We start from the raw sequence: 18,031 nt of genomic DNA, 5'->3' as shown, positions 1-18,031 counted from the left end.
CCTCGTCGACGTCATCACCCGTATCGTCGACGGCCATCCCCAGAGCCAGCTCAATGACCTGCTGCCTTGGGCCTACGCCACACCACCGCTCAAGGCCGTGGCCTGAGAACACCGCATACGGTAAGGCTGCCGGCGTGAGTGAAAGGCCCTCGTCCACGCCCGCCGGTGCGCTGAGTAGAATACCGCTCATATAACCCTGCGCCCATGAGAAATATTCGCGCTCCTCGAAGGGCCGGACGGAAACGGCCTCGATGAACTGTGCACATGAGGCTGTGCCCGTGCCTACAATCGCGATGGTTTGCGAACTGGTTCCGGCTCCGCCGAAGCAAACAGAAACCCCTATCGCTAGAGCGATAAACTTATCAAGTGAGATCGACATCAAAATCACTCCAACTGATTTAGTGATGCTTAACGAATCCAGCGCCTCGAATATTATTCCATGAGTCGCTCTGATGGCAGCTATAGCACTGATCGACCCGAGCGTTAGCCTGCCCGCTTATTGCTTTATCCATCATCTCGAAATGCATCATGTAGTGGCTGGGTGGAGCTTGATGACATTGCGCGCAGTCTTGTGAGCGGGGAGAAGGGTGCTGGAAAGCTGCTATCTTCCACGCATCGACATTATGGCAGCTTTGGCATTCACGACCGAACAGCGTTCGGTGTCGATCTTGATTGGTGTGGCAACCAATGCAGTCGAGTGTTGCCAAGGCCTCGGCCTGCAATGGTCGCGGCGTCAAGTTCCCCACTAAGTCGGCGCCGCTTTGGTCTAGGAAAGCCTTCAACTTTTCAAATTCATGCCGGGCGCCAGTCGGCCGATCTCGTGGGAAGCCGCCAATGGGTTCAGCTAGTCTGCTGTGCCCCGCGATAGAAAGCACTCTGTGATCCATGTTCGTCGGGCGGCGGTCGCGGCCCTGGTGTTCGACATGACAGCCGGCGCAGGTGCCGACATTCGCATGAAAGGCTGTCGAGGGCTTTGTCAGTAGCTCTGGCGCCGCGGTGGCATGGCATGTCAGACACGAGGCCGCTTCGACCCCCTGGGTCGGCGTGTGGCAGGTTTCACATTTCGTGCCGAGGAAATCGTGCGCTTGGGACAGCTGTCCTGGCATAACTGCGGCAGTCCATAGCGGAACTGTCTCCGAGCCGGTTCGGTACAGCATTATCGGCACAGCGATAGCTGCCACCAGCCCAACGGCGCCTAATACGGCATAAACAGTGGTGGTCAGCTTCATGGCATTCACCTGAGGCCATAATAAATGCCGCTCCAAACGTGCAACGCCAGGAGCGGGTAGAAGACGATGGCAGCCACAATGTGCAAAATGACCCAACGCAAGCAGGCCGTTTTCAGCACTGCTCGGCGTTCGATAGCGTTTTCGAGATCTGCGATGGCAGCGATCAGTGTGGGTATGGGCGTGTCGGGCCAAGTAGCCACCAAGCCTCTGGCAACAAACGTGTCGTAACGGATCCGAAGAGTCCCGAGTTTCTGCCGCTGCTCGCGTATGTCAATACTGATCTGAACTAAATAATAGCGACCGACGAAGCCGCTCAGTACCAGAGTGAGCATTGCCGTGACCAAAGCCATCCCGAGCGGACTTTGGTATTTGTGGCCGGTATGGAGCATCCCGAATAAGGCGCCGATCGCGCCGGTGTAGACATGGAAGGCGAGAAAGGCAGGCAATGAGACGCGATCCTTCAACCAAGTCATACGCTTCGCCAGCGAGAAAACTAACAACAGAACCATGGCGGTAGCGCCTAAAATGCCGAGCAGGCTGCCGGCCAGACTGCCTGGGAAGCGTGGCGCGGCGTGCAGCAGAAAGCCAGGTGCGAACAACGCAACCGTTGTCAGCAGCAGGCCAACTGTGAGCTGCTCCTTTTGGATCACATTCAGGCCTCGACCACGAGGCTGCCAACCGATTTCGCCTGGCAGGCCAAGATCATGCCCCGAGCTTTCTCAGCCGGCGGCAAGCCTTCCTCAACCTCCATCGTCACCTTGCCGGCCGTAAGCGGAACGACACAAATGCCGCAGGTGCCGACACGACAGGAATAGTCGATTTCCACCCCGATCGACTCGGCCGCCTCCAGCACGCTCTGGTCCGGTCCAAGTGGCGCTGTCTTGCCTGAACTTGTGAACTCGACCGTCGTGCCAGCGGTGGGCAATGCGACGACGGCGGCAGTTGGACTTGGCTGCTCAGGTGCCATGTCAGCCGGGGCTCGCGAAGCGGCGGCGGGTTGCTGCGTTGGAGGGGCCGGGGGCCGACCTTGGGCGGGACCAAAAGCCTCAGTCTTGATTTTCTCGGAGGCGACGCCGAGCTCAAGCAACTGCTTCTTTACAGCCTCCATCATCGCCGGTGGTCCGCAGACATGGACCCGGCGCCACGCAATGTCGGGTACGGCCTGCGCGATGAACGCCTTGGAAATGCGCCCGACCGCCCCTGGCCAAGACGATTCCTCTGTCTCTTCCATGGTGGCCACGAGATGCATGTTGGCGTGACGCTTCTCAAGATACTCAAGTTCCTCGCGGAAAATGAAATCACGCGCAGCGCGGGCACCATGTAAAAAAAAGATATCGCCGGGGTACGAGCGGTCGGTGAGATAGCGTAACACGCACATCATAGGCGTGATGCCAACTCCCCCGCTGATTAGAACGATACTAGCCGACTCCGTGCCAGAGAAAGTAAAGTTGCCGTAAGGACCTGACACCTCGATGGTATCTCCCACAGCGACGTGATCATGCAGATAACGGGATTCGAGGCCCTGCTCCTCCCGTTTTACGGTGATTTCTATAAAGTCGCGCTGCGTAGGTGAGGAGGCGATCGTGTATGAACGACGAATTTCCTTATCGGCAATTTTAGCTGAGAAAGTGACGAACTGTCCTGGGAGGAAAGTGAACGGAACAGGTCCAGACTCATGGCGCGACAGCCTGAATGTCTTGACATCGGCCGTCTCGCGAAAAATCGCAGCCACACGAAGGCCGCCCGTCCAGGGTCGAGTTGCGATCGCAGGGGCAGGATTCGTTGCCGCGGGGCTTGCTGCTGCAGAAGACGTTGACGCGGTGCTGTTATTCGGCGGCTGATTTGGTCCGGCTTCGGGCGAGAGCGGCGTAAGTCGCTGGACTAGGCTACCAATTTTTCGCATCCGAGCGTATTGAACCAGCAAAGCGCCGACCAGGAAGGCGACCAGGAACGCCATCATCGTTAGGTGATACCAGGACAGCCCCCACGAACCAGATGCAGCCGGAATCGGAACGGCGCTTTGAACGCCAGTTTGGTCTTTGAACCAAGCAAGAGCGAGTTGCCTAGGCGCAATTCCCGCAGCGATCGCGCGCAGAGCGGCCGAGCCACTTTGAAGCTGCAGTACGCCTTCTCGAATTTTCTCAGCTGCCTGCTGTATGGCTGTCGGATCGTTTCCTGCTAACGCGTCTTGCAGTCTCGCTTGGCCCGAACTGATCGCTTGTGAGCCCCATCCAATGCGGTTGTTGGCTTCGGCCTCGATGAACCGACGAGCCTCTGGTGTCAGCGCGGGCATGTCCAACAGGCTCGCATAGAATGGCCGAGCCCCGGTACCCATGCAGCCCATCATCCCGCTACAGCCGGCGGCCCCCTGACCGCCAGGTCCGGTAGCCGGCAAAGAGGGGGGGGAACGCGACGCCCCCCCGACGGGGCCGGAAGGGACCGGCAGCGTAGTTGTCGGCGCGGACTGTCCTGGATGGTGCCCGTCGTGTTCTCCAGGGTCAGACTGCGCCGATGCGGCACCGAAGAATGCCGCGCCCATTAGCGCAACTGAAAAGATGCCGCAGCATAAGCTCCTGCGACGCATGCGGTTAGAATGCCCCGATGAACGGCAACATCATGGAAGTGGCCATCCGCTTTTGTGCATCATCGAACTGGCCGAACAGAGCGCCGAAAGCCATACGCGTCGAATGCATAGCCTCGAGGCGTTCTTTCAGATGGCTTTCATAGGATTCCAGCCGTGCCATTGGCTCGGCGGCAGAACCGCTATCCTGCAATGCGGATCGAGCGGCATCCAAGTGCTCGCGGCCGGCCCGGAGTGCCGTTGCGAAAGTCTCCCAATTTGGCATTTGAGAGCCGGTGATCCGCAGCTCGGTGCGGAGGAATGCAATCCGCCCCTCCAGCCGAGCAGCAGAGCTGCCTTGCTGCACCATGTTGCCGGGCATTGCTCCACCGGCCATTGAGTTGGTCGGTGCGGCATTGCCTGTCATCGCTCCCATTCCAGGCTGTGCGCCGCCCGGACGCATCATCGCTTGCATCATGCTCATCATGGGACATTGACCCATGGCAGGCTGAGCAGGTTGCGCCATCTGTCCCATAGACATGGGAGAGGCTCCCGCGGCAGGCATCCGACTTTCCATCGGCATTTTGTCGTCATCCATGCCACGTCCTGCCATGGCACCTGCCGCTGGGGCGGCAGTGGCAGGTTGACCGCCGGGCATTGCCATGCCTGGCATAGCACCAGTACCGGGCATGGGCTGCTGCGCAGCGCCCGCCATGGGCGTCGGTGCCGCCATAGGCATCATGTCCATCATCGCGAATTGCCGCGATGTGTCGCTTGCGGCAAACGCTGGTGAAAACACTGCGGCAACCGCACAAGCAGCAATCGAAATCTTAAGTGCATTCTTATTCACGACGTGCCCTTTCCGATCATTATGATAGTAACTAATTTCGTTTAACACTCAAAGCGTTCTGTGAATTACTAGAGTGTTCTTCGCACACGAGTGATTTGAACCGCTCCTCGTACTCGCTCCACAATAATATGGACTTTGTCTCCGGCTTGAATGCCTCGCGCTTGAGTGGGATCGGTGAGATGGAAAGTCATCTCCATCGCAGGCATCGCGATGCTTCGATCTGGACTTTGCATCTCCGGATGCAAAACCGTGAGGGCAACTCCTGGATCAGCTCGCACCACACTGACATCGACATGGACCTTACGCGCGCCATCCCCCTGAGAACGCTGAATCAATTCCATTCGATTGAGCCAGTCAATACCACTCATGGAAGCCAAGGCTTGACCACTTGTGAAGGCGGCGAGCGCCGCCGCGAGGGCATAAATGAAATGATGTCGCTGCATCTTTTCCTCCATTGATCAGTCGTTCTCGTAGCAAAGGACAGCCCGAGATATCCGGCTTTCAGATAGACGTCGCTGGAGCGCGATGCCTTGATCTACGTCAAAGCCACGCTTACTCAGAGGCGGTCTCGAGCTTCATGAGGCCTCGAGACCTCACATAAAACGGCCCCTAGAATACCAGCATCCAAAGCTTCGCGGACAGGCTCGGAAATTACCTACTTGCTGCAGCCTTGTACAGTGAGATCCGGTCCCCGTGCCGATGGCTTGCTCTTAGGCTATTGCGCGGCCGACGGCGTCCTAGAACGCGAGCGGCCGTTGGGCGACCTTGTCACCGGCGCCGCGGAGGGCGACGCGGTCATTGTTGGAGCGCGCCTTCGAGAACGGTTGGGCGGCCATCAAATATCATGATCGGAGATACGGCCCTTGCATAATCCAGAACCATCCCGACAGCACAGGTGCGGGGCTCGGGGAAAACTTGTTCGTCGTCAAACTTGTCAAGGCTCCCCGTTCTCCAAGACCTTGAACCTCCGACAAACCGGGGCGGTAAGCCCAAGAAACTTCCCATTGTCGCAAGATCGTCGCCGCCTATGCAAAACCACGCACCGGCGCTGGTTCCAGCTCCCGAAATCATCGTTCGACAACCCCGCCGCAGCCCAGCGTAGGTAGTTTCCGACCCTCCAAAATCCGCGCGCCCAGTCGTACGCATAATCTCGAACCCATAGGAGTTCCTATGACCCGAGCTAGATTTCGGATGTTTGCGGCGGTAGTCGGCCTAGTGTTTCTGCATTCCCCCCTACTGCAAGCACAGACCCTCGCCGGCATGAGCGGCGTTCAATGGCTGGATCAGGTCGAGCGTGATCGCAAGAAGGCATCGCCATCCATCTTGGTAGAGCCTCGCGGGATCGCATTCGCGCGCCCCAAACCATGTTTGGCGGAGCCGCCATTTCTTATGGTCATCCGCGTCCAGGTGCTAAGAGCTGGCGCGTCTACTCGGATCTATTAGGCACTTGGAGTAATAACTTTGGTGTCCCAAGTGGTGTTTCGGCATGTTTTAACACCGGGGGACACGAGCGCTGTCAGCAGAACGCCAATATCCGCTCGCATCGCAATTAGCATTTTGGACGGAACGAAGGGCCCACGTTTTGGTTTTACGTTTTTGGGCTCGTCCTTTCCCCAGGAGGGGCAAAGGCTAAACCGCACTGGAGAATTTGATGCGTTACTCACTGCTGGTGTCGATTGCCGCTGTTGGCCTTATCGGCAACTCCGCTATGGCTCAGGACGGCACCATGAAGGGTATGGCGGGCGACATGTCCGTTCTTCCCCAGGTGTGTAGGGATGCACTGAAGGATGCGAAGATGCCGAAAATGATGGACGGTATGGACATGTCCAAAATGATGGAAGGCATGAGCATGTCAGGAATGGGCCAGGCGGCCATGACCGATGCCCAGAAGGCTTCAATGCAAGCGATGATGAAGATGAACATGCCGATGATGGCGACACACCAGATCAAAGACCCTGATCTTGCTTTTAACTGCGGTATGATCGTTCACCATCAGGGCGCAATCGATATGGCAAACGTCGAGATCAAATTTGGCAAGGACGAAGCCTCGAAGAAAATGGCCGAGAAAATCATCAGCGATCAGAAGGCCGAAATAGCCGAAATGACAACGCGCGTTGCAAAGATGAAAGCTAACTAGTCTATCTCAGCTTGGCCTCGATTTTATAAATACTCGCAGGATGTCTTACTTCAGGCATTCTGCGAGCAAGCGTTTTTACGGAAGCCGGTGCGTTGCTCCTCGGTTGTACAAGTCGATCACAAAATAACAGTGCCATGCCAAGCTGGCTCTCTTGGCTGCGGCGCTATCTTGCGGCAAGCGCGATCGGGCACTTGGCGTGGGAAATCGTGCAACTCCCGCTTTACACGATCTGGTCCACTGGCTCGCTGCGCGAGCAGGCCTTTGCCATAGCGCATTGCACCGCAGGTGATCTGATCATCACGACCGCCGCTATCGTGGCGGCGCTAGTTGTTTTGGGCGACATTGATTTTCCCGCGCAGCGGCATTGGCCGGTTATCGCACTGACCTTGATCTTCGGCCTCGCTTATACGATCTTCAGCGAATGGCTCAACACCGTCGTTTGGACGTCCTGGTCCTATTCCGAATGGATGCCTGTCCTCGACCTGTTCGGCTTTCGGCTGGGCCTCACACCGGTGCTGCAATGGGTCTTCGTGCCTGCGTTGGCCATGTGGCTGGCGATGCGCGCCGGCATGAGCGGTCGGCCTACATCACTTAATCCAGATACCGCGCCGCCTGCCGATCCAAGGAGCGTGTGACCATCGTCGAAGAGGGCCCGACCTACCGGCCGCCCAACCGGACAACCCAATAGAGGCCCTCCATGAATGCCGACCACGTCGCTGCTGCAGGGCCGAACTCGGCACCCTCGTCGAGGCCTGCGCCAGGCGCGATAGCGACAAGCCACGGCCACGGCACCTCAAGCCTGAAGACGGCGCGTGATGAGAAGGATCCTGTCTGCGCCATGTCCGTCGATCCCGCGACGACGCCTCATCATGCCGACTTCGAGGGCAAGCCTTATCACTTCTGCTCTTCGGGCTGCCGGACGAAATTCGTTGCGCAACCCCTGAAATACTTGGCCACGGAACCAACGAAGGCGGTGACGCAAAATGCCTCGAAGGACGAGATCTACACATGCCCGATGCATCCTCAAATCCGGCAGGCCGGCCCCGGCGCGTGCCCGATCTGCGGGATGGCGCTGGAGCCGGTCGTCGTCAGCGCCGAGGCCAAGCCCAACGCCGAACTAATCGACATGACGCGGCGGTTCTGGATTGGGCTCGTCCTGACGCTGCCTGTCTTTGCCATCGAGATGGGCGGGCATCTGACCGGGCTCGATCACCTGATACCCCGCAACCTGTCCAACTGGATCCAGCTCGCTCTGGCGACGCCTGTCGTACTCTGGGCCGGGTGGCCGTTCTTCGAGCGCGGCTGGCAGTCGCTCCTGACCCTCAACCTCAACATGTTCACGCTCATCGCCATGGGAACGGGCGTAGCCTGGATCTACAGCGTGGTCGCCACCCTCGCCCCGGCGATCTTCCCGCCAGCCTTCAGAAACATGGACGGCTCGGTCGCGGTCTATTTCGAAGCCGCTGCCGTGATTACCGTCCTCGTCCTGCTCGGGCAGGTTCTGGAACTGCGCGCCCGCGAGAGCACCAGCGGAGCCATCCGGGCTCTGCTCGACCTCGCCCCGAAGACCGCTCGCCGCATCCTCGACGACGGCCGCGAGGAGGAGGTCACGCTCGATGCCGTCGCGGTCGGGCACCGCCTGCGCGTCCGACCGGGCGAGAAGGTTCCGGTCGATGGCGACGTCGTCGAAGGACGAAGCTCCATTGATGAATCGATGGTCACCGGCGAGTCGATGCCGACCACGAAAACCGTCGGCGATCTGGTCATCGGCGGCACAATGAACCAGTCGGGCAGCCTGATCATCGAGGCGAGGCGCGTCGGTCATGACAGCATGCTGGCGCAGATCGTTCAGCTCGTCGCGAAGGCGCAGCGCAGCCGCGCGCCGATTCAACGACTCGCCGATCAGGTCGCAGGGTACTTCGTACCGGTCGTCATCGCGATGGCTTTACTCGCCTTTGGAGCCTGGGCGATCTGGGGCCCCGAGCCACGCCTGGCCTTCGGGCTCGTCGCGGCCGTCTCGGTGCTCATCATTGCCTGCCCCTGCGCACTGGGGCTCGCAACGCCGATGTCGATCATGGTCGGCGTGGGGCGCGGCGCCGAAGTCGGCGTCCTCATCAAGAACGCCGAAGCGCTTGAGCGCATGGAGAAGGTCGATACCCTCGTGGTCGATAAAACGGGCACGCTGACCGAGGGCAAACCGGCAGTCACCGCGATCGTCCCCTCGGAGGGCTTCGAAGAGACACAGATCCTCAGGCTCGCCGCAAGCGTCGAGAAAGCCAGCGAACATCCGCTGGCGGTCGCCATCGTAGCGGCGGCCGTCGCTCGGAACCTCGGGACCGCCATGGTCACGGAGTTCGACTCGCCGACTGGTAAAGGCGCACTTGGCACGGTCGACGGCCGCAAGGTGGTGCTCGGCAACGCCGCGTTCATGGTCGAGCACGGCGTCGATGTCGCGCCCCTCGCGAAGGCCGCCGACGACCTGCGGCGGGACGGCGCGACCGCGATCTTCATCGGCATAGACGGGCAAGCGGCAGGCACGATCGCCATCGCCGACCCGGTGAAGGAATCGACGCCTTCGGCCCTGGCGGCGCTGAAGGAAGAAGGCATCCGAGTCGTCATGCTGACCGGCGACAACAAGACGACGGCGGAAGCCGTGGCGCGTCGGCTCGGCATCACGGAGATCGAAGCTGATGTCCTGCCGGAACAGAAGAGCGCCGTCGTGGAGAAGCTCAAGCGCGAGGGACGCGTCGTTGCTATGGCCGGCGATGGCGTCAACGACGCGCCTGCGCTGGCTGCGGCCGATGTCGGGATTGCCATGGGCTCGGGCACCGACGTCGCCATCGAAAGCGCGGGCCTGACCCTACTCAAGGGCGATCTGAACGGGATCGTGCGGGCCAGGCGCCTGTCGCAGGCGACGATGAGCAATATCCGCCAGAACCTGTTCTTCGCGTTCGTCTACAACGCCGCCGGCATCCCGATCGCAGCCGGCGTGCTCTATCCGATCTTCGGTATCCTGCTCTCGCCGATCATCGCAGCGGCAGCCATGGCCCTGTCGTCAGTCAGCGTTATTGGCAATGCGATCCGGCTTAAAACGATCAGGATCTGAGGGCTCGCCTACAAACTGCGTTGTCGCCTGGACTACAAAGTTGCGAAACAGCCCGTTTCTAAACCGCGTGCTGGCGTTCGACAGCCTTCCGCGCCGGGACTGAACAGCTAGGCTCGGAAAATACTCAGTGAAGCCTTGTTAGCATTTTCATAAACGATCGAGGCTCGTTCAGCGATCGCGTTCTGATCTGGGTTGATTTGACCGGTCCTGAGAGAACTGCACTGGGCGAAAGCTTTTATCTTCGCTCTGGACCGGTTGTTTCGCGCGCACCTGAACGCGTGCGAACTCCCGCCCCTTCTCGAGCTCCCGAGCAATCCGCTCCTTCGCAAAATCCACAATTGACTGTCGTGTGGCGGGGTCACGAACAGCCTTGGCGAGCGCACGTTCGATTGCTGCGATCTGTGACCGGGCAGCCTTGACGGCATCATCTCCCGCGACTTGTTTGGAATCTGCCGCCCAAAACCGATCGGCGCGGGCGTGCCACTGTTCTTGCTGCGGTCGCTGTGATGTTCCGGCGTCTAGCGCTGCAAGCTCGATCGTAGCTGTGGGCCTCTCTGATTTTCCTCGATCATGCCAATCGACCGAAACGGCCGTATCTTTGGCGGCACTCCAGTTTCGCGGCTCCGCAGTTTTCTGGCGCTCACGTGCAAGACCGGACCTTGTATGGTGGGATTCTGGCGGCATGACCGTCACGTCGATTGGCCTCGTCGTCTTGACGCCGTCTACGGTTACCGTTTCGGAGGCGCCGGCTTCGGGTGTCTGCGGGCTCTGCGGAGTTCTAGTCGAACGCATCTCAGGCTTCGCTCGAAACGCGAGCGCGGCTCGATCGACCGGATCGGGCTCATAGCCGCGAACCGACAACCCGCGCGCCGAGGCCTCGATCCAGGCTGTCCGCCGGAACTCCTCCGATCCGCGCAGCTCGACCTCCTTCCAGCCGCGATGCTGCGCGATCGAAACCATGTCTCGAACCACCGCAGCATCTTCAAGCCGCGTCGCCATGCGCTCGGCCGAGACCTTGAAGGCAAGGTACTCGCCTCTGGGATCGGCATAGACCTTCGCTTCGTCGCCTGCGCCCGCTTCGGCGACATAGTATTTGCGCCGGAGTCGATCTGGCATTCCGCTTTTAGGCTGGCGCTGACCGCTCCCGTCCAGGTCAAATGCGGCTTGGCTTGCTCGCCCCTCGCGCGGAGGCACGCTCGACGCGCCGCCACGCGATGACGATCTGGCGCCGCTCGGATTTTTTTCACGACCGCGTTCGATCGTGAACTCGTTCTGATTCTGCCGGTCACCTTGCACGGCGCACCTCCCTCACCGATCCGCCAGTTTCCTTCGCCGGGATGATCGCCGCATCGATCACCTGAGAACACCAGTCCTTCAACTCGTCTTCTGACAGACCTTCCAGATCGACCGCGACGTCGCCGAAATCAAACGTCGCATCGTCAGGGATGAGCAACGGGTCGGCGATTTCCTCATCTGTCATCGGCCGGGTCCGAAATGTCGCCTGCAACTCGGCGACCGCGGACTTGAGCTCGATGATCTCGCTCGCCAGCAGCATGTTCGAGGGGCCGCGATTGGGCGCGATCATCGGAGCGGGTTTCAGCCGTGCGGTAAAAGCGGCATCCTCGTAATAGATGATCTTCTCGCAGATGATCGGCGGCACGCTGGTCGCAAGGATGAACGCTTTTGATGCTGGGATCAGCTTGAGTTCCTGCGGCAGCATAAGCGCGCGGCGCTGGTCCGAGACCGACTCGCTGCGCTTTCCCGATGACAGACCCCAGGGCCGCGAGCGGCTTTTCGCCTGCACGGTGTCGTAGCCGATCCGCTCCGAAAGCTCGTTGGCGACGTCCTGCTCCTTGGGCGCGAACACGACCTCGATCGCATGGTTGGTCATGATCGTCTTGGCGAGATCGGGACCATAGATCGCCCGAAGCTGCGCCGGGCTCTGGATGATGGTGAGCAGGCGAATGCCATAGCCTGCGACAAAGGCGACGGATTTCGCGAGCACGCCGACATGGCCGAGCGCCGGAAACTCGTCGAGCAGCAGTAGGACGCGGCGATTGAGCTTTGGGTTCTGCTCCGGCAGCTCGCGGCTGTTCAGATCGATGACCTGCTGAAAGAACATGTTCAGCAGCGGCGCCATCCGATCGAGGTTGTCGGGCGTAACACCGAGGTAGATCGACATCGGCCGAGAGCGTAGCTCGCGCAGGTCGAAATCATTCGCCGATGTGGCGGCATCGATGCGCGGATTGAGCCAAAGGCCGAGTCGCGCCGTCGTTGTTTTGCGGACCGAGTTCATCGTGTTTTCGGAAGCCGACAGGAAGTCGTTGAGCGCACCGACGCAGTGGGACGACAGCGGCGCCGTGCTCTTGGCACGCTCCTTCATCGTGGTCAGAAAATGCGCCTTCAGATCGCTCGAGGCGGAAAGCTGTCGCAGGACTTCGCCGATGGTGAGCGGCAGGCCCGGCGTCTCCGCGACATAGCCGCCGATCGCGACGAAGGCCGATCGCGCGGTTTCGAACCAGAACGGGTCGGCCCGGTTTTCAGCCGGGAAGAGCATGACCGCGATGCGCTGGAGATCGTCATAGAGATCGACAGGATCGCGACGGACATAAGCCAACGGGTTGTAGCGGGCGGTGCAGCCTTGCTCGTCGAGGGGATCGAAGAGGAAGACCGCCTGACCGCTCGCCTCCCGGAAGCCTGCCGTGCGGTCAAAGTTCTCCTTCTTGACGTCAAGTGCGACGATGGAGTCCGGCCAGTTCAGCAGGTTCGGGATGACATAGCCAACGCCCTTGCCGGATCGCGTCGGGGCATAGACCATGACGTGCTCAGGCCCGCCGAAGCACAGGAACTTTCCGTCTTTCCGGCCGAGTAGAATTCCCTGCTTTGACCTCAGACCTGCGTTGCGGATGTCGCGCTCGGTGGCGAACCGCGCTTCGCCATGCAGCGGGCGTGGTTTCGTCCGTAGGATCAGGCCCATCAGCCCGAAGGCCGCGATCGTGCCGGCCAGCGTGCCAAAAGTGATCCAGCGATCGAGGCGATCGTTCGTGCCGTAATGCAGCCAAGCGATCGCAAGCTCGTTCCAGTGGAACCCGCCATCATGGCTGCGAAGGCCTAGCAGCAGGACGTTGGAGCCGACGAACAGGAATATGGCGATGCCGGTAAGCGCGAGCGCGATCCGGAGCACCACCCTACGCGCTGGCGAGGCGCTTTCGAGCGGGGTCATAGTCGATCTCCGTGATGCGGAAGCGGCCATGCTCGCGTTTCATCTGGATGACGATGTCGACGGTCTGGCGCAGCAGGTTGCGGATATCGTCGCGGGCCAGATCCCGGCCCTCCGCGCTCTCCTTCACCAGCAGCGTCAGCTGCTCGAAGGCGAGCCGCGCTGTGTCGGCATGCACCGTCGTTATCGAGCCTGGATGCCCGGAGTTCACATTGCGCAGGTAGAAGAAGGCGGTGCCGTCGCGCAGTTCTTGCAGCAGGATTCGGTCGGGCCGCATGCGCAGGCAGGATTCCAGCAGCTCGCGTGGACCTACTTTGGCGAGGCCCTGCCCGTCTTTGGCATAGAGCAGACGGACATGATTGGGCTGCGGCACGACCAGTTCGGCCGTGTCCTCGATCGTGACGAGGCGCTCGGCCGCCGGAATCTGAGCAATCAGACCCTTCGACAGCGTGGTTTTGCCGGAGCCAGTCGCGCCGGAGATGATGATGTTGCGGCGGCTGCGAACAGCCAGCGCCAGGAATTCTCGCCACTGCCCTGCGTCTCGCAGGCGAACCAGCTCGGTCTCGTCATCCGAGAGATCATCGCTGGTCACACCAATGTCGGAGAATAGGTCGCGCTCCTCGAAATCCTCAAGCGTCATCGTGACCGTCGAGGGCTTTCGGATGGTCAGGCTGACGGTTCCTGCCGGTACCGCTGGTGGCACGACGATCTGGCAGCGCTCCTCGCCCGGTAGCGTCGTCGAGACGATCGGATGGTCGGAGGCGATATCCTGTCGGGTGTAGCCGGCAGCAGCGGTCGCCAGATGCATGAGATGGGCGTGACTGAGATCGGCTGACTCATGGCGCTGCCAACCGTCCGGCCCTTCCGTAAACACCTCGCCTGGTCGGTTGACGACGATCTCCGTCAGCTCGGATTGGGACAGGAACCGCGCGAGCGGCGCGAGATAGCGCTCCAGCACAATCCGATTGGCGCGGCGCTCGGAAGCGCTTGGCGTGGTCGGCGCCGCCGGCGCAAGCGTTACGACGGGCTGCGCATCAATCGGCAATGTCGAGAGTGCCGTCATGGCTTCGTGACTCGCGAGCCAGACGCCACACCGGCATCGATGCCAGGTACCGTACGATCCAAAATCCGCGCGCGGCTTTCGATCCGCTTGAGATCGTAGACAGAGGAAAAATCGAGATCGCGGGCGACAAAGATGTTCACGCGCTCGCCCTGGTTCTTGTTCAGTGTCGGGGGTATGTCGATCGAGCGCTCGACGGCGATGCCCGCAGCCGTGTTGGCCGCGCCCGACGTGTTGCGGATCTCGATATCCGCATCGTCGAGCTGCTGGCGGCCGATCGCAGCTGCGTCGCTGACGATCGAGAGCAGCAGAGCTGCACCGAACCTCTCCCAGAAATGGGTGTCGATCTCACCGTCGAAGCCGGCGCGGCCGAGTGCATCGGTGGCGGGCGAGGCCAGCGCGACGATGACGCCGGTCGGGGTTTTTGCCCGCGTCCAGAGCACGAACATCCGCTTGGAGCCCTTTCGGACCTGGCCGCGATATTCCCCCACGATCTGCGTGCCTTTCTCCATCAGCACGACGTGGCCGGAATCCGACAGGACATCGCGCAGCACTGTACAAGAGACGAATCCCGGCACATCCGACGACATCGCGGTCTCGAGCACGCAAGGGATGGCGGTGCCCTGCGTCACCAGGAGATTGCGATTCGGCAGGCGAGAGGCGCGCACGCCCTCAATGGTGGTCGCTTTCAGCTTGTCGGCCAACTCGTTGCGCGGCTCGGCAGAGCTTGCGAGAAGAGCCGAACCCGGGAGAGCGGCCCCCTGCCCTGCCCCGTCGCTGGACGATCCGCGACTTGGCCGATTGAAGGCGAGTACTGGCGCACGCCGAGCGCTCTCCATCAGCTTGTCTGTCTGCGGAGCAGCGGCAGGTGCGAGTTGAGGCGGCAGGACCGGCAGGGCCGCCTGCTGGACAGGAGCCGGCGCCGGCGGTTCGCGTGCCGGCTCGAAGGGCGTCGTCTGGCGGATGATGGGCTTGGCGCCGCCCTGCTCGACGGGTCTTTCCGATTTCCAAGTGCTCCAGATCACCAGGACCGAAAACGCGATCAGCGCGGCCGCGCCAATGCCGCGTTTGGCGAGCGCTCGGCCCGAGCCCTCGACTGGTCCGGAGACCGGCGTGATGCCGCGTTCGCCCTCGACGCCGGATGATGCTGTTTGATCAGTCATGACATGCTCCTCAGCGTCGCCGCGCGGGCACTGGCTGCTTTTGCGTGCGGGCAACGCTGGGGCTCGTCGTGCCGGTGCCCGGGTTCACGCCGACGGCGTCAAAGGCTTCGTTGAAGATGCACAGCACCTCATTGCCGCGTCGCAGCCGGAACTCGCGCGCCGTGGCATGCACCACGACAACCTCGCCGCGAACGTCCTTGGGCACGAGGCTTTCCGCGCCGTCCGAGCCGACCATGTAGATTGCCGGCACCTCGCGATTGCCCGCGAAGCGGAAGCTCGTGACTTTTCCGTCGTCGAAGACGCCATCGGGTTCGAGATCGGCCGGCCCCTGCGCCGAGAAGCGCCAATTGCGCGCGCCGTATTGCTGGTGAAGATCGAACGTCTGGTCGATGACCGCGCCTTCGCGCTGCTGGCCGCGGGCTTCGTTCTCGGCGCGACGGCGATCGGCTTCATCCGCTGGGTAAGAGTACTTCACGACGAAATAACTCTCCCTCAGCGAGGCTTCCGCGATCGAAAGCTCGAACTGGTAGGAGCGCTTGCGTCCGTCGCGACGCGTAGTGACGACCTGCAGATTGGTCGGCGGGTGCTTTTCGCGGGGTTTGAGGAACAGGATCGAGCCGGCCGGCGCGACCTCCCAGGCGATCGAGTCGCCGATCGCGACATGGGCGATTTCCTCATCCTCGGCGAAGATCACTTGGGTCGAGGCCCGGATAACTCCGTTGACCTTGACGACATTGCCTGGGTCATAGGCGACGAAACGCACGCGCTCGTCGCGCGCGCCGGCCGTCGGGAGCTGCAGGGCCAGCGATGGCACGCCGAGGCCAAGCGCCAGCACCAAGCCGCCTGCGACCGCGATCGAGCAGCGATTCATGGCGCGACCTCCGGATCGGCGCGGTACTCCGAGACGAGGAAGCCGAGCGGGTTGATCAGGCGATCGGTCGAGGAGACCGGCGCGTTGACATAGGCGAAGGTCAGCGTCGCGATCCAATGGGTCACCTTGATCTCCTCACCCTTACGGCTTTCCTTGAAGAAGCGGACGGAGGCGAGGTTGTCGGCCAGGAGCGAGATCGCCTTGATGCGGACTTCTGCGACGCCGAAGCGCCCATGCAGCACCTGCGGACTTTCCGGGTTCGAGCCGCGATAGACGGCGGCAAAGCGCGCCTGCTCGGCCTGCGAGGACAGGAGCGCCACCGTCTGGAAATTGCTGGCGGCCTCGGCCTGGCTGTAGCCTTCGCGCGAGCGGACGTAGCGACCGAGGAAATACTTGGTCACCGCCTCGTCGTACGTCCGCGGCGACGTGCCCAGCGCCGAGACCGTCTCGACAATGCCGGTCGCGTTGTCGACGCGGATGACGAAGGGTTCGACGGTCTTCAGCGGCGCGAGCGCTGCAACTGCGCCAACGGCGGCCGTCGCGAGCACGCATGCCGCCGTCGCCACGAACCAGGCCAGCCGCTTTGAGCGCTGCGCCGTCAGCAGGAGGTCCTGCTCCCAGCGCCGTGCATTATCGAAGTAGTCCTTCAGATCGTCGGGCCTAACCATGGCGCGTCGCCTCGATACAAGGCCGAAACGAGCGCGCGAAGTCGAAGGCAGACCAGGCTGTGGCAGCTTGACCAGTGCCTTTGGCGGGCAGCTCTTGCTGGGCCTGGCCGAGCCGTTTGACCACAGGCACCTCAGGCTGCGTTGCAGGCGGGGGCGTTGCCTCCCAGTCCCAAAGCGACCGGTTGAGCGGGCGCTTGGCCGAGCCGTCACAGGACGGTGCGCCCTTGTTCCAGCCGGCGCAGCCTGTCACCACCGTGGCCAGCACGAGGCTAGCAATCACGCGACATCTCATCGAAGCAAATCCTTCTCAGCATCCTTGCGCGGATGCGGTTGTTCCTGGTGTGGAGGGGACAATCAGACGCGTCTGATCTCGCCACCCTGTCGTCGCTCGCGGATCCTCGCCGCCGTGCGGCTGGCCGCGGTTCGCGCGCCGGCATAAGCGCCGACGGCGGCAGAGGCTGCGTTCGCAGTGATGGCGCTGGTGACGACGCGTGCTGCGAGCGATGCACCGCCGCCGGCAAGACCGCCGGCGATGGCCGGGAGTTGCAGAGCAATGTAGGCGGCGAGACCGAGTACCGCGCTGATCGCGACCGCTCCAACCATCAGCCCGCCGCCGGTCGTCGTGCTGGCCCCATACTTCTCGACGAAGCCCTGCACCGACGTCAGCATCAGCCCGACCAGTGCAACGACGAGCACATGCAGGATCAGGAAGTTCGCGACCTGACGAGTCCAGGCTTCTGTGAACGGTCGCGTGGCCTCGAATAAGGCGAGCGCGATAAAGATCGGCCCGAGCGCGATAACGACTGCCAAGCCGATCTTGGCATAGAGCAGGATGGCGAACTGCAGGAAGCCCGATACGGCGGTGAAAACCGCGAGGATGGCCGCAATCAGTGCTGGCGCAATCGTAGTCAGCCCAGCCTGCTCATAGATTTTCTGAGACACTTCGATGCCTTTGGTAAGGAGGCGGTCGAACGGTTGGCCCGAGGATGTGTCGAGCGCGGATCCCGCCAAAGCATTCCCGATCTCTTGTGGCAAAGACGTGAAGAAGAGATTGGTCACGTACTGCTGGAACGAGCTTGCGTTCGATGTGTGCAGGGCGGTGACAAAACCATCCAGTGAGGCGCCACCGTTTGTGGTCGCGCGGGCGGCGTAAAAGTCGGCCACTGG

16 protein-coding genes are annotated in these 18,031 nt (G+C 61.5%); 4 read left to right on the top strand and 12 right to left on the bottom strand.

Going from position 1 to position 18,031, the window contains the following annotated elements; genetic code table 11:
• Positions 1-106, top strand: a 106-nt coding sequence (locus Q8M82_RS14345; protein WP_305692016.1) for a transposase domain-containing protein, incomplete at its 5' end; no start/stop codon positions are given.
• Positions 107-398: 292 nt separating this feature from the next.
• Here Q8M82_RS14345 and Q8M82_RS14340 read toward each other — a convergent pair.
• From Q8M82_RS14340 to Q8M82_RS14320, 5 genes are all read right to left on the bottom strand, one after another.
• A complete protein-coding gene (locus Q8M82_RS14340) occupies positions 399-1,229 on the bottom strand; it encodes a cytochrome c3 family protein (RefSeq protein ID WP_305692015.1) in 831 nt (276 codons plus the stop codon).
• Between the two features lie 5 nt (positions 1,230-1,234).
• Positions 1,235-1,879: an iron reductase gene (locus Q8M82_RS14335; RefSeq protein WP_305692014.1), complete on the bottom strand. Its 645-nt coding sequence runs from the start codon at positions 1,877-1,879 to the stop codon at positions 1,235-1,237.
• Positions 1,880-1,881: 2 nt separating this feature from the next.
• Complete coding sequence (locus tag Q8M82_RS14330; protein ID WP_305692013.1) at positions 1,882-3,522, bottom strand: FAD-binding oxidoreductase; 1,641 nt, start codon at positions 3,520-3,522, stop codon at positions 1,882-1,884.
• A gap of 295 nt (positions 3,523-3,817) precedes the next feature.
• On the bottom strand, positions 3,818-4,687 hold the full coding sequence (locus Q8M82_RS14325) for a Spy/CpxP family protein refolding chaperone (RefSeq protein ID WP_305692012.1): 870 nt from the start codon (positions 4,685-4,687) through the stop codon (positions 3,818-3,820).
• 20 nt (positions 4,688-4,707) lie between these two features.
• Positions 4,708-5,094: a copper-binding protein gene (locus Q8M82_RS14320; protein WP_305692011.1), complete on the bottom strand. Its 387-nt coding sequence runs from the start codon at positions 5,092-5,094 to the stop codon at positions 4,708-4,710.
• Between the two features lie 1,196 nt (positions 5,095-6,290).
• Between Q8M82_RS14320 and Q8M82_RS14315 the strand changes: the two genes are divergently transcribed.
• The 3 genes from Q8M82_RS14315 to Q8M82_RS14305 all read left to right on the top strand — a co-directional run bounded on the left by Q8M82_RS14315 (position 6,291) and on the right by Q8M82_RS14305 (position 9,882).
• Entirely contained in the window at positions 6,291-6,776 is a 486-nt protein-coding gene (locus tag Q8M82_RS14315; protein WP_305692010.1) for a DUF305 domain-containing protein, read from the top strand.
• A gap of 134 nt (positions 6,777-6,910) precedes the next feature.
• A complete protein-coding gene (locus Q8M82_RS14310; RefSeq protein WP_305692009.1) occupies positions 6,911-7,411 on the top strand; it encodes a hypothetical protein in 501 nt (166 codons plus the stop codon).
• 62 nt (positions 7,412-7,473) lie between these two features.
• Positions 7,474-9,882, top strand: a complete 2,409-nt coding sequence (locus Q8M82_RS14305) for a heavy metal translocating P-type ATPase (RefSeq protein WP_305692008.1) — start codon at positions 7,474-7,476, stop codon at positions 9,880-9,882.
• 168 nt (positions 9,883-10,050) lie between these two features.
• Here Q8M82_RS14305 and Q8M82_RS14300 read toward each other — a convergent pair whose 3' ends face one another.
• The 7 genes from Q8M82_RS14300 to Q8M82_RS14270 form a co-directional block, all read right to left on the bottom strand.
• Complete coding sequence (locus Q8M82_RS14300; RefSeq protein WP_305692007.1) at positions 10,051-11,178, bottom strand: LPD7 domain-containing protein; 1,128 nt, start codon at positions 11,176-11,178, stop codon at positions 10,051-10,053.
• The gene (locus Q8M82_RS14295; protein WP_305692006.1) at positions 11,168-13,105 is read right to left on the bottom strand and encodes a type IV secretory system conjugative DNA transfer family protein; all 1,938 of its coding nucleotides are present in this window, start codon (positions 13,103-13,105) and stop codon (positions 11,168-11,170) included. The genes Q8M82_RS14300 and Q8M82_RS14295 overlap by 11 nt, the downstream gene beginning before the upstream one ends.
• Complete coding sequence (virB11, locus tag Q8M82_RS14290; RefSeq protein ID WP_305692005.1) at positions 13,071-14,165, bottom strand: P-type DNA transfer ATPase VirB11; 1,095 nt, start codon at positions 14,163-14,165, stop codon at positions 13,071-13,073. The genes Q8M82_RS14295 and virB11 overlap by 35 nt, the downstream gene beginning before the upstream one ends.
• Positions 14,162-15,325 (bottom strand): type IV secretion system protein VirB10, encoded by a 1,164-nt coding sequence (gene virB10, locus Q8M82_RS14285; protein WP_371126367.1) that lies wholly within the window; start codon positions 15,323-15,325, stop codon positions 14,162-14,164. Before virB10 ends, virB11 begins: the two co-directional genes overlap by 4 nt.
• 10 nt (positions 15,326-15,335) lie before the next feature.
• Positions 15,336-16,196: a P-type conjugative transfer protein VirB9 gene (gene virB9, locus Q8M82_RS14280; RefSeq protein ID WP_305692003.1), complete on the bottom strand. Its 861-nt coding sequence runs from the start codon at positions 16,194-16,196 to the stop codon at positions 15,336-15,338.
• On the bottom strand, positions 16,193-16,864 hold the full coding sequence (locus tag Q8M82_RS14275) for a VirB8 family type IV secretion system protein (protein WP_305692002.1): 672 nt from the start codon (positions 16,862-16,864) through the stop codon (positions 16,193-16,195). The genes virB9 and Q8M82_RS14275 overlap by 4 nt, the downstream gene beginning before the upstream one ends.
• 354 nt (positions 16,865-17,218) lie before the next feature.
• The coding region (locus tag Q8M82_RS14270; RefSeq protein ID WP_305692001.1) for a TrbL/VirB6 family protein at positions 17,219-18,031 on the bottom strand (813 nt) is incomplete at its 5' end.

The sequence above is a fragment of the Allobosea sp. genome, assembly GCF_030694325.1.
GTDB lineage: Bacteria > Pseudomonadota > Alphaproteobacteria > Rhizobiales > Beijerinckiaceae > Allobosea.
The sequence above is the reverse complement of the archived record's forward strand: the minus strand, read 5'-3'. Positions and strand labels throughout refer to the sequence as shown.

What these genes read in the sequence shown, in the direction of transcription:
- Q8M82_RS14340 (WP_305692015.1), bottom strand. Translation starts at nt 1,229, where the DNA reads ATGAAGCTGACCACCACTGTTTATGCCGTATTAGGCGCCGTTGGGCTG.
- Q8M82_RS14305 (WP_305692008.1), top strand. Translation starts at nt 7,474, where the DNA reads ATGAATGCCGACCACGTCGCTGCTGCAGGGCCGAACTCGGCACCCTCG.
- Q8M82_RS14330 (WP_305692013.1), bottom strand. Translation starts at nt 3,522, where the DNA reads ATGCCCGCGCTGACACCAGAGGCTCGTCGGTTCATCGAGGCCGAAGCC.
- virB10 (WP_371126367.1), bottom strand. Translation starts at nt 15,325, where the DNA reads ATGACTGATCAAACAGCATCATCCGGCGTCGAGGGCGAACGCGGCATC.
- Q8M82_RS14295 (WP_305692006.1), bottom strand. Translation starts at nt 13,105, where the DNA reads ATGACCCCGCTCGAAAGCGCCTCGCCAGCGCGTAGGGTGGTGCTCCGG.
- Q8M82_RS14275 (WP_305692002.1), bottom strand. Translation starts at nt 16,864, where the DNA reads ATGGTTAGGCCCGACGATCTGAAGGACTACTTCGATAATGCACGGCGC.
- virB11 (WP_305692005.1), bottom strand. Translation starts at nt 14,165, where the DNA reads ATGACGGCACTCTCGACATTGCCGATTGATGCGCAGCCCGTCGTAACG.
- virB9 (WP_305692003.1), bottom strand. Translation starts at nt 16,196, where the DNA reads ATGAATCGCTGCTCGATCGCGGTCGCAGGCGGCTTGGTGCTGGCGCTT.
- Q8M82_RS14310 (WP_305692009.1), top strand. Translation starts at nt 6,911, where the DNA reads ATGCCAAGCTGGCTCTCTTGGCTGCGGCGCTATCTTGCGGCAAGCGCG.
- Q8M82_RS14320 (WP_305692011.1), bottom strand. Translation starts at nt 5,094, where the DNA reads ATGGAGGAAAAGATGCAGCGACATCATTTCATTTATGCCCTCGCGGCG.
- Q8M82_RS14315 (WP_305692010.1), top strand. Translation starts at nt 6,291, where the DNA reads ATGCGTTACTCACTGCTGGTGTCGATTGCCGCTGTTGGCCTTATCGGC.